This window comes from Bacillus sp. D48C (genome assembly GCF_053345735.1).
Genome location: NZ_JBKFAQ010000010.1, coordinates 226,138 through 226,639, shown reverse-complemented (window position 1 = coordinate 226,639; position 502 = coordinate 226,138). Strand labels below are relative to the sequence as shown.

Here is a 502-nt window from a genome sequence, read left to right as displayed (position 1 = left end):
TAAACTCGTTTTTTTAAACTTTCCATGTCAAACAACCGAACAACAACGTTATATAGAGAAGAAAATTAAAGAATGTACCAGTCCTTTGTATGAACGAATTTTAAATCAAAAGTTAAAAGAACTTCAGTTTTTAGAATGGGGCAGAACCAATCGTGAAGCCTTCTTATTTATTTACGGAGAAACGGAATTAATCGTAAAAGAACGTGTAGATGCAGCAAAACGATATATCAAGCGCTCTACTGAACTATTAGAGGTGGATGAAGAGAAAAAGTTAGAGCTTATGTTTAAATTGTTCAATCAAAATGCAAAATTAGGAACGAAAAATATATGGTAGTAAGGGGGCAACAATATGTTTGCGTTCAAGAGTAAAAAATCTAAAAAAGAAAAACAAGAGGAACTAAAAAGGAAGAAAGGTTACAACCCCTTTTTAGTGGCTAGAGTTCAGCCACAAGGGGGAATTAGTTTTAAGGAAAGTTATTTTCAAACAGGTGATGGATTAGGC

At 33.3% G+C, this 502-nt stretch carries 2 pseudogenes; both read left to right on the top strand.

From position 1 onward, the window contains the following. Positions 1-334: pseudogene (locus ACLBXA_RS22345) on the top strand (hypothetical protein); the annotation flags it as partial. A 15-nt stretch (positions 335-349) separates the two neighbouring features. After that, positions 350-502, top strand: a pseudogene (locus tag ACLBXA_RS22340) (type IV secretion system protein VirB4); the annotation flags it as partial.